Below are 9,941 nucleotides of genomic sequence, written 5' to 3' on the forward strand. Positions count from 1 at the left end.
TTTGTTTTCTTTCCATATTCCTCTACAATAGAAAGGTAGCATAATGAATGGAAAGGATTTTGACTGTGAACAATTCTCAAAAAATAAATAAACATAAAAAAACAGCTCTTTATGTTTTACTGATCTATATCCTCATGCAAATTTCGGGGATCTTACTGGCAAAACCGTTTCACAAGCTTGTTATGAGTACAACTGGTTTACCTAGTGGGCAAGCTGCTCCCCTTACTCAAGGCTGGTATATTGCACTTAGCTTTGCCATTGCGTTAATTTTAAGCTTAATCCTTACATCCCGCGATAAAGCGTTTTGGGATATTTATAAAGGGAAGAAAGAGACTATACCACTGTCAATTATGTGGGGAATTATCGGTTTCTTCTTAGTTTTCTTCGGCCAAATGATTGGCGCAGCTATCGAAATGGCTATATTCGGTATCCAAGGTGGCTCGCAAAATACAGCTGATATTGTAGCTATTGCAAAAGGTGCCCCTATTGCGATATTAGCGATTGTTGTTTTTGGACCAATATTAGAAGAGTTTGTCTTCCGTCGTGTTATTTTCGGATCGCTTGTCCAAACAACTAATTTCTGGATTGCCGGTATAGTAAGCGCCATTTTCTTTGCTCTTATTCATATGGACTTCTCACACATCTTGCTTTATACAATTTGCGGATTGATTTTTGCCTTCTTATACCACAAAACAAAACGCATTTGGACGTCCATTATCGCCCACGTCATGCTGAATGGTTTTGTGACGCTTGTACAATTGTATGCTGAACCACTGCAAAAGTTTCTTGAACAACTAGAAAAAATGCAATAAAAATTAGTGAAATTTTTGCATACCGCTGATTTCTAGTTGAGCCTAGCTATTTATAACGACGAAAAAGCTCGATGCTGCTAATTGGCATCGAGCTTCTATTATTATTGATTTAATTCTTCGATTTGACGTCGTTGCTGTTCAAGTGCCTCTTCGACCTGGCGTTTTTGCTCAGCTTCTTGCTCTTCCTTCATTCGCATTTCTTCTGATTTTAAGTATTTCTTATAGCCAACACGGGAAATCATAATACTAATTTCATAAAGAATGAATAACGGTACTGAAACCATTAAGTGTGAAGCTAATTCAGGCGGTGCGATTAAAGCAGCACATACAAATAAACCAAAGTATGAATACTTACGAATACGAATTAGTAGCTCAGGAGATAAAATTCCAATGCGTGAAAAGAACAAGACTACTATCGGCAATTGGAAAAGGAAACCAAAGGGTATTGTAAGCTTAAATAAAAACGAAAAATATTCATGTATGCCAATCGTTTGTTGAATCTCCAATTCGTTTGATAAATTCATCATAAACTTTATGACATAAGGGAATAGTAAAAAATATGAAAAGGACAATCCTGCTAAAAATAATAAAAATGAATACGGTATATAGCTTAAGGTTGCTTTTCGTTCTACGTCCCTAAGTCCCGGGCTAATAAAAGCCCACAATTGGTACATCAATACCGGCGAAGATAGGATAAACGATATTAAAAAAATAACTTGGATATAAATTGCCAGTGGTGTTACTACATCAAATGCATGGAGTTCTATATTGTAATTCGCTCCAGTACTTTGAAGGTATTTAACAAGCGGCTTTGCAACAAAAAAGCCAGCAACCATAGCAAGAACAAAGAAAACGGCAACAATGAAAAGCCGTTTTCTTAATTCTTCTATATGTTCAATGACAGTTAGATCTTTTGGATTCATTCCTCAAACATCCTAACTTTACTTATCTAGTTCTTTCTTCTTCTTGTCATCATCATCTTCGTCGGCTAATCCTTTTGTAGCATTTTTGAATTCACGTAATGTTGAACCAAATGCTTTACCAAGCTCTGGTAACTTCTTAGGACCAAAAATTAGTAATGCGACAATTCCGATAATAATGAGGCTCATTGGACCTATTGGACCCATTACAGCCACCTCCTCTTTATATCCATCATTTTAACGCATATTTCGCCATTTTGCTAACTAATAATATGTGAAAGTTTTTCGTCATTCTCACATTTTATCTCATATTCGGTACAAATAACATTCACTGAAAGAAGTTAAATTATGTACAATTATCACTCTTCCTGATTACGAATTAAATAAATGAGTGCCTGTAATTCTACTGACAAATCGATTGTTAAAAGTTGCATTTTATCAGGTACAGTAATACGCTCTGGCGTAAAGTTTAAAATTCCTTTTGCGTTCATCACTGCTAATCTATCAGCCATTTTCTGTGCAGAGCGTGGTGAAACTGTTAAAATTGCAAGCTCCGCTCCATATTCTGCATACTTTTCTTCCAATAAATCAGGATGAAAAACAGGAATATTGCTAATCATCTTCCCTTCCTTCGGGGCCTTTGAGTCAAATGCCACAACGATATGGGTATTATGATTTTTTTGGAAATTATATTTTAATAAAGCACTACCTAAGTTCCCTACACCAATTAACGCTACTTTTGTGGCTTCATGTTGATCGAGCGTTTGACTAAAGAATTTTAAGAGATGCTGCACATCATAGCCATATCCCTTTTTCCCAAGAGCACCGAAATAAGAAAAATCACGGCGAATAGTTGCAGAATCAATTTTCATTGCTTCACTCAGTTCCTTCGACGAAATACGTTCCATGCCTTCTTGTGCAAAGTTTTGGATAAATCGATAGTAAAGAGGAAGTCTTTTCGTAGTGGCTTGTGGAATTTTTAATTCTTGTTTCAAACTTTTTCCTCCTTATAATGTATCAAATTCTCTTTATAAGGATCATCACCAAAACGTGTGGTTTATTTCCGTTCCGAGGGGCGCTTTGCAGCTGACGCTTCGCTTTCGCACAGGCAAAACATTTGTTGCTGACGCTTCGCTTTCGCACAGGCAAAACATTTGTTGCTGACGCTTCGCTTTCGCTACAGAAAACATTCGTTGCTGCCGCTGCGTTAACACTACGCTTTCACACAGAAAAAATTCACTGCGCTGCAAGGTCTCGGTCCAACACGATGTTGGTCACGGAGGCGTTATGACAGGATGTGATGCTTTTAGCCTTCGTTCCTCTATCGCTGATCCCCGAGGAGTTGCCCAGTCGGAACGGGAATCAACTATTTATAGACGTTTTAACATAAGTCATCCACAACTTTTGGTGATGAACCATTTATGATACATGCTTAATATTTCTAAGTTTATACTATTCACTGGAGGATTTCTCTTTAGTTAATGGCGCTTTTACGCCACTAACTAAAGAGAAATCGTTTCAATCTTACATGACAGCTTGAAATAAGTAAAGCATCGACATTGCAAGGCAATCGCACATCTATTACACTAAGGTAGAATTGAGGTGTCAAGAATGATTGTTTTACAGGTCAATCAACTATATAAATCCTTTATTGCAGATGAAATTTTATGTGGCGTAAAATTAGAGGTTCAACATCGTGACCGCGTTGCATTAGTAGGTCGTAATGGTGCTGGTAAGTCCACTTTACTTAAAATAATCGCTGGTCAAATGTCCTATGACTCTGGCGATATTATTATCCCTAAAGGTATACAAATTGGGTATTTAGAGCAGCATGCTGGATTAAACTCAACATTGTCGATTTGGGATGAAATGATGACAATTTTTGAACCGCTTATTACCCAGGAACAGGCAATCCGATCATTAGAACAACAAATGGCCGACCCTGCTGTTTATGAAAATCCTACTTTATATGCAAAAATAATGTCTGAATACGATCATTTGCAGCATAATTTTAAGGATGCAGGTGGCTATCAATATGAATCTGATACACGTTCTGTGCTTCATGGCATGCAGTTCTATCCTAATGATTACGAAAAGCCAATTAGCTCACTCTCAGGGGGACAACGGACTCGGCTAGCGCTTGCTAAGCTTCTGTTAAGTAAACCTGATCTATTAATACTCGATGAGCCTACTAACCATTTAGATATTGATACCCTCTCTTGGTTGGAATCATATTTAAAAGGCTATGAAGGGGCTATCCTAATTGTTTCCCATGACCGCTACTTCTTAGACCAGGTTGTTTCTATTGTCTACGAAGTCTCTCGTCATCGCGTCACAAAATATACCGGCAATTATAGTGCCTATTTAGATGAAAAAGCGAAAAACTATGAGCGTGATTTGAAGCTTTATGAACGTCAGCAAGATGAAAAGGCCAAGCTTGAGGAATTTATTCAAAAAAACATTGCTCGTGCTTCTACTACTAAAATGGCACAAAGTCGTCGTAAAATGCTAGAACGAACAGAATGGATGGAATCCCCTGATGGTGATGAAAAATCAGCAAGCTTCGGTTTTACAATTGAGCGCCAAAGTGGAAACGATGTATTATCTATTGATGACTTAGCTATAGGTTATCGTGATAAGAAAATATCAAGCGGCATCACATTGCGCACTTTCCGAGAAGACCGTATTGCACTTGTTGGACCTAATGGTGTTGGTAAATCAACTTTATTAAAAACCATCGTCAAAGATTTACTACCACTCTCTGGAGAAATTCGCTATGGTACAAATGTTCAAATTGGTTATTACGATCAGGAGCAGGCCAAGCTATCGAGCAATAAAAGTGTGCTAAAAGAGCTATGGGATGAATGGCCTTTAATGAATGAAAAAGATATTCGCACGGTGCTAGGCCGTTTCTTATTCAGTGGAGATGATGTAGATAAAATTGTGTCATCTTTATCTGGTGGAGAAAAGGCTAGACTTGCATTAGCTAAGTTGATGATGCAAAAGGCAAATTTCTTAATTCTTGATGAGCCTACCAATCACTTAGACTTAGATAGTAAAGAGATACTAGAAAATGCACTGATCGATTATCCTGGAACGCTCTTATTTGTATCGCATGACCGGTATTTCATCAATCGAATCACTACTAAAGTAATTGAACTATCCGGTGATGGTTCCTTTGAGTACTTAGGTGACTATGATTATTATCTTGAAAAGAAACAAGAACTACTGGAAATAGCACAAATGAAGGCTGCCGCCCAACCGCAAGTACAAGCTGATGTATCCGAGAAGATCTCTACCTCTAAAATTGATAAAGAGGCTAAAAAACGGGAGCGCCAAATTAGACGCACGCTTGAGGAACTAGAAGGAAAAATGCAGCAAGTAAATCTTGAAATAGCTCGCTTAGAAGAAGCTCTTTGCGATCCTGAGATATTCACAGACCACGAAAAAATTACACAACTTCAAGAGGAATTATCAACTGCTAAGGAACAGTATGAGTTATTCGAAATGGAATGGCTCGAGCTAAGTGAAGAACTTGAAAATATTATTTTATAACATCCCTCTTGAGGTGGGATAAAACTTATAAAGCCATGTGCCTTGTCGCATGGCTTTTTACTTTACTCGCGTTGTTTTTTCATATATATTGGTCAAGTGCTATTTTTCGACAAAAAATGCCCACAACTTTATACACACTATAAATCTAGTAATACCAACATATCAACAGACTTTTCCACATTGTCCACAATTCAAAAATATTTTATTCACATTATTTTGTGCAAAATAGGCTACTATATATTGAATAATCACAAGTTATGCACAAGTTATCAACATTTTGTGCATAAGTACGGATGTTCGCTGTTTTATTTCTACCTTACCTGTGGATAATTTTCTGAAAAATTTGTCAACTAATCGGATTCAAATTTTCTTATAGACACTATTTTCTCAACAATTTTTTCACAAAAGCAAAAAGAGGTATTTTAGAATCAAATCTAAAACACCTCTTTTTCTATAATCAATTATGCCTCAGTCCGAAATCGGTTTTGTGCTTGGCCTGCAAGCGAAAGCGTAGTGCTAACGCAGCGGCAGCGACATAATGCAGGTAGTTAGCCATTATCGCAAGGTTGCGATGATTTTAGGCAAACATCCTTTATTAACTCCCTTCCGATTTCGTGACACCCAGAAAAAGTTATACCCAGGATTTTAACTCCATTCCAGGGCGACCGTTCATTGATAAATTGCCTCGAATACCGGCTTCAAACATAGGTGTTGCTGCAGCCCCAATCATAGCGGCATTATCTGTGCACAGCTTTAATGGCGGCACGAAAAATGGTATGTTTTCTTCAGCAAATACCATCTCAAGTGATGTACGCAAACCCTTATTTGCCGCTACACCACCCGCTGCGATAACCTGTTTCACGTTATATTCGCGAGCTGCCCGTAATGTTTTCGCCGTTAATACTTCAACTACGCTATCCTGAAACCCTTTGGCAACGGCAGTCGGACAAATTTTTTCACCGCGTTGGTCCATATTATGCTTATAATTAATAACCGCTGATTTCAAGCCGCTAAAACTAAAATCATAAGAATCTTCCTCTAACCACACTCTTGGGAAGGATACAGCCTCATCTCCCTCATGTGCTAACTTATCAATTCGCGGACCACCTGGATATGGTAAGTCTAAAACACGCGCAACCTTATCGTAAGCTTCACCAGCTGCATCATCTCTCGTCTCACCAATGACTTCAAAAGAGCCATGTTCCTTCATATAAACTAGCTCTGTATGGCCACCTGATACAACAAGTGCTAACAATGGGAAATCCATTGGCTGCACGAGTGCATTAGCATATATATGTCCAGCTATATGATGCACACCAACAATCGGTAAATTATTTGCAAACGCAAAGGCCTTCGCGGCATTAATCCCAATTAACAGTGCACCTACAAGACCAGGGCCCTCTGTAACTGCCACAGCATCTAAATCAGCTGGCTTCATATTTGCCTGTGCTAATGCTTCTTCTATAACTACTGTAATTTGCTCAACATGATGACGGGATGCAATTTCAGGTACAACCCCACCAAATCGTTTATGACTTTCTATTTGAGATGCAACTACATTTGAAACAATTTCAGAACCATTTCGAATAATCGCCGCTGCTGTTTCATCACAGCTCGATTCTATTGCTAATATCATTCGATCTTCCATCATAAATTCACCCACATGACAAGGGCATCCTCCCCGTTATCTGTATAATAGCCTTTACGTATACCGCCATCTTGGAAATCAAGCTTTCGATAAAGATTTTGAGCAACTGTATTTGTTACTCGTACCTCTAAACTCATGACTTCCATAGTATGCACTCTAGCAATACGCATTACCTCTCGCATTAATCCTTCACCAATGCCGCGACCTCGAGCAGCCTCTATAACGGCAACGTTTGTAATTTGCGCTGCGTCTATAACCATCCACATTCCGCAAAAACCAATAATGTTATTATCTTCATCTATAGCTAGCACATAATGTGCATACTGATTTTCATGCACTTCATAATAAAAAGAATCTAACGTCCATGGCGTAGGAAATGTAGCAAGCTCAATTTCATACACTGCTGGAACATCTTCAGATACCATTTTACGATATGTTACATTATTACTCATGTGCCTTCTCCTTTTGTTCCTTCAGCCAATTCGCCTCCGCCTCGGCAATACGTTTGTATTGCGGGACAAAATGATGAACTGCATCCACACTTGGTAGCTCCAATTTCGTCGCTAATCGAACTGTTTCACTTGCCCGTGGTAAGTCATTACTAAATGGTGTGCGCTGTGCATAATCACCTAGCACCTCTACGATTTTATGCCAAAAAACATCTACATCGACTCCCACAAATAAAACCGGTGCCTCGAATGCTTGTAAACGCTCTAACAAGCCATCTATATGATCGTGATAATCTTCTATAATTGTTTCAAGCTCACAACCTTTATAAACGGCCGTATAGACATTGCCTCTTCGCGCATCAAAAATAGGACAAATAAGCCCATCATATAGTGCTGCATTTGCGGCCAATGACTTTAAGCTAGATATTCCAACTAAAGGCTTTTTCAATGTCCATGCTAATGTTTTAGCAAGCGTCACACCTATTCGTACACCGGTATAAGAACCAGGTCCTTCTGATACAGCAATCGCATCCAACTCGCTTGGCTTTATGCCAGCATTGGCTAGCACTTCTTCAATAGCTGGCATAGCACCTGCTGAATGCGTTAATTTAATATTTTGTACAATCTCCGCGATTACTTTCCCATCTTTTATAACAGCAATAGAAAGTGGTGCATTCGCTGTTTCAATCCCTAACCAAATCATTTCATTAGCTCCTCACATAATGCCTCATATCGCTTCCCAAGTGGTGTTAATACAAATCGTCGTTGATTTTCTCCGATCCGGTAAATTTCTATTCCAAGACGCTCCTGTGGTAAATCCTGTTCAATCAAATGAGCCCACTCGATAACTGACACCGCATCACCATAAAATAGTTCGTCCCATCCAAGATCCTCATCGCTTTCTGCTAAACGATAAACATCTAAATGATTAAATGGTAATCGCCCCTCATATTGCTTAACAATCGTAAATGTCGGGCTATTGACTGTTCTCGTCACACCAAGTCCCTTCGCTAATGCTTTTGTAAATGTCGTCTTACCAGCGCCTAAATCACCCTCTAATGTAATTGTATCCTGGGCTTCTAGTAAGCTTGCTAGCTTCAACGCAAAATTCTCAGTATCATCAAGTGAATTCATTATTTTTTCATACATCATCTCTTTTTCCTCTCTTAGCTCCATTACTTCTAGTTTACCGAAACAAACGTAAATGTTCAAAACATCCAATGGATTTCAAAAAAACAATTACACCTTGGCGTAATTGTTGCAGCTTGTCGACAATAAATTGTAAATTTTGTATCAAATAAATAAAGTAGATTTTCACTCCAAGTTGATGCACATCATGAGGTGAGTCCTAAAAATGTAAATTAGCATTCGTCATTAGCCTGAAACAATTATGCCTAGTCATAATTATCGCTGACGATACTAATTTAGGTACTAAATAAAAATAAAACACGCTTATAAAAAAACGTGCTTATTTTTTATGCTCCTTTACCTCACTAACCTTTTTTTCAACCAATTTATCATCTTTAAATCGTACTATATAGGTTTTTGTCATAAGTATTTCATCATTCCAGCGGTATTGATCACTTTTTATCATGTCCCCTGCTCCCCCTGCAATCTTTACTACTTCCATATATGACATGCCTTCTTTTAATTTTTCAAATTCGGCTTGATTCATATTTTTTTGCCAGTGGTACGCATTGGATTCCTCTATGTCTAAAATAGGATCTCCACAGCCTGCTAATATTACAATAGCACCTATGAGTAAGCTTATATTCAGACGTTTTATGTAAAAATAATTTCGCATACTAAACACCTCCAAATTCCATCACGACAGGAATATCGATAAAAAATAGTCACCCTATAATAGCGTTCAGTTTGTTGACACAACGACCTTCGCTAACGAGTCTTCGATATAAGTTTTGGGGCTTCACGGAATCGGAAACGGATTCTTTGTACAAGCACAAAGCCAACTCTAAACGCAATTATGCCGAGGCATAATTATTTCTAAAAATCTATGGATACCCCAATAAATATTATTGAACCAATTTTATCGATATTCACCAATTTCCTTATATTAACAATAAAAAAAGTTCTTATGATTTAAAAGCATCATAAGAACTATATTATCGTTTATAATGGCGGTCCCGACCGGGATCGAACCGGCGATCTCCTGCGTGACAGGCAGGCATGTTAACCGCTACACCACGGGACCTCTTTAAGACATTTATAAATATATCATAGGAAAATAACATATGCAATACTTTTTTATATTTTTTTCATTTTTATATTCTCGTAGTCTTTGAGATAATGCTAATGCTTCAATCCGTAAGAAGTAGCATAGAAAAAGAGCAACTAGTATTTTGTAGTTGCTCTTTTCATTTCATTGTCATCAGCTTAAGCTTCATTTCAATAATAATTACTTTAATAAAAAAATAGCCAGCACTCAGCTGACTGTCTACATTGCCTAGCGACGTCCTACTCTCACAGGGGGAAGCCCCCAACTACCATCGGCGCTAAAGAGCTTAACTTCCGTGTTCGGTATGGGAACGGGTGTGAC

General features: G+C 38.1%; 10 protein-coding genes, 1 tRNA gene and 1 rRNA gene. 2 read left to right on the top strand and 10 right to left on the bottom strand.

The window, feature by feature from the left end; genetic code table 11:
• Positions 1-47: 47 nt before the first annotated feature.
• Positions 48-812 (top strand): CPBP family intramembrane glutamic endopeptidase, encoded by a 765-nt coding sequence (locus ACIQ7N_RS17350; protein ID WP_142510300.1) that lies wholly within the window; start codon positions 48-50, stop codon positions 810-812.
• A 101-nt stretch (positions 813-913) separates the two neighbouring features.
• On the opposite strand, the gene tatC is transcribed toward ACIQ7N_RS17350, so the two are convergent.
• The 3 genes from tatC to ACIQ7N_RS17365 form a co-directional block, all read right to left on the bottom strand.
• Positions 914-1,735, bottom strand: coding sequence for a twin-arginine translocase subunit TatC (tatC, locus tag ACIQ7N_RS17355; RefSeq protein ID WP_132364231.1), 822 nt, complete (start codon positions 1,733-1,735; stop codon positions 914-916).
• An 18-nt stretch (positions 1,736-1,753) separates the two neighbouring features.
• Positions 1,754-1,939, bottom strand: coding sequence for a twin-arginine translocase TatA/TatE family subunit (locus ACIQ7N_RS17360; protein WP_132364233.1), 186 nt, complete (start codon positions 1,937-1,939; stop codon positions 1,754-1,756).
• Positions 1,940-2,091: 152 nt separating this feature from the next.
• Complete coding sequence (locus ACIQ7N_RS17365; protein WP_132364235.1) at positions 2,092-2,727, bottom strand: redox-sensing transcriptional repressor Rex; 636 nt, start codon at positions 2,725-2,727, stop codon at positions 2,092-2,094.
• A gap of 616 nt (positions 2,728-3,343) precedes the next feature.
• Between ACIQ7N_RS17365 and ACIQ7N_RS17370 the strand changes: the two genes are divergently transcribed.
• On the top strand, positions 3,344-5,287 hold the full coding sequence (locus tag ACIQ7N_RS17370; protein WP_402934311.1) for an ABC transporter ATP-binding protein: 1,944 nt from the start codon (positions 3,344-3,346) through the stop codon (positions 5,285-5,287).
• A gap of 631 nt (positions 5,288-5,918) precedes the next feature.
• Here ACIQ7N_RS17370 and tsaD read toward each other — a convergent pair.
• The 7 genes from tsaD to rrf all read right to left on the bottom strand — a co-directional run.
• Positions 5,919-6,935, bottom strand: a complete 1,017-nt coding sequence (gene tsaD / locus ACIQ7N_RS17375) for a tRNA (adenosine(37)-N6)-threonylcarbamoyltransferase complex transferase subunit TsaD (protein ID WP_402934331.1) — start codon at positions 6,933-6,935, stop codon at positions 5,919-5,921.
• Positions 6,935-7,387 (bottom strand): ribosomal protein S18-alanine N-acetyltransferase, encoded by a 453-nt coding sequence (gene rimI / locus ACIQ7N_RS17380; RefSeq protein ID WP_402934314.1) that lies wholly within the window; start codon positions 7,385-7,387, stop codon positions 6,935-6,937. Before rimI ends, tsaD begins: the two co-directional genes overlap by 1 nt.
• Positions 7,380-8,087, bottom strand: coding sequence for a tRNA (adenosine(37)-N6)-threonylcarbamoyltransferase complex dimerization subunit type 1 TsaB (gene tsaB / locus ACIQ7N_RS17385; RefSeq protein ID WP_132364244.1), 708 nt, complete (start codon positions 8,085-8,087; stop codon positions 7,380-7,382). The genes rimI and tsaB overlap by 8 nt, the downstream gene beginning before the upstream one ends.
• A complete protein-coding gene (gene tsaE, locus ACIQ7N_RS17390) occupies positions 8,084-8,533 on the bottom strand; it encodes a tRNA (adenosine(37)-N6)-threonylcarbamoyltransferase complex ATPase subunit type 1 TsaE (protein WP_248719257.1) in 450 nt (149 codons plus the stop codon). The genes tsaB and tsaE overlap by 4 nt, the downstream gene beginning before the upstream one ends.
• Before the next feature lie 319 nt (positions 8,534-8,852).
• Positions 8,853-9,188, bottom strand: a complete 336-nt coding sequence (locus ACIQ7N_RS17395) for a hypothetical protein (protein ID WP_132364247.1) — start codon at positions 9,186-9,188, stop codon at positions 8,853-8,855.
• Between the two features lie 332 nt (positions 9,189-9,520).
• Positions 9,521-9,596 (bottom strand) — tRNA-Asp (locus ACIQ7N_RS17400).
• Positions 9,597-9,846: 250 nt separating this feature from the next.
• A 5S ribosomal RNA gene (rrf, locus tag ACIQ7N_RS17405) occupies positions 9,847-9,941 on the bottom strand; the annotation flags it as partial.

The organism is Lysinibacillus sp. NPDC095746 (assembly GCF_044763535.1).
Taxonomy (GTDB): domain Bacteria; phylum Bacillota; class Bacilli; order Bacillales_A; family Planococcaceae; genus Lysinibacillus.

What these genes read in the sequence shown, in the direction of transcription:
- tsaB (WP_132364244.1), bottom strand. Translation starts at nt 8,087, where the DNA reads ATGATTTGGTTAGGGATTGAAACAGCGAATGCACCACTTTCTATTGCT.
- rimI (WP_402934314.1), bottom strand. Translation starts at nt 7,387, where the DNA reads ATGAGTAATAATGTAACATATCGTAAAATGGTATCTGAAGATGTTCCA.
- ACIQ7N_RS17350 (WP_142510300.1), top strand. Translation starts at nt 48, where the DNA reads ATGGAAAGGATTTTGACTGTGAACAATTCTCAAAAAATAAATAAACAT.
- ACIQ7N_RS17370 (WP_402934311.1), top strand. Translation starts at nt 3,344, where the DNA reads ATGATTGTTTTACAGGTCAATCAACTATATAAATCCTTTATTGCAGAT.
- ACIQ7N_RS17395 (WP_132364247.1), bottom strand. Translation starts at nt 9,188, where the DNA reads ATGCGAAATTATTTTTACATAAAACGTCTGAATATAAGCTTACTCATA.
- ACIQ7N_RS17360 (WP_132364233.1), bottom strand. Translation starts at nt 1,939, where the DNA reads ATGGGTCCAATAGGTCCAATGAGCCTCATTATTATCGGAATTGTCGCA.
- tsaE (WP_248719257.1), bottom strand. Translation starts at nt 8,533, where the DNA reads ATGTATGAAAAAATAATGAATTCACTTGATGATACTGAGAATTTTGCG.
- tatC (WP_132364231.1), bottom strand. Translation starts at nt 1,735, where the DNA reads ATGAATCCAAAAGATCTAACTGTCATTGAACATATAGAAGAATTAAGA.
- tsaD (WP_402934331.1), bottom strand. Translation starts at nt 6,935, where the DNA reads ATGGAAGATCGAATGATATTAGCAATAGAATCGAGCTGTGATGAAACA.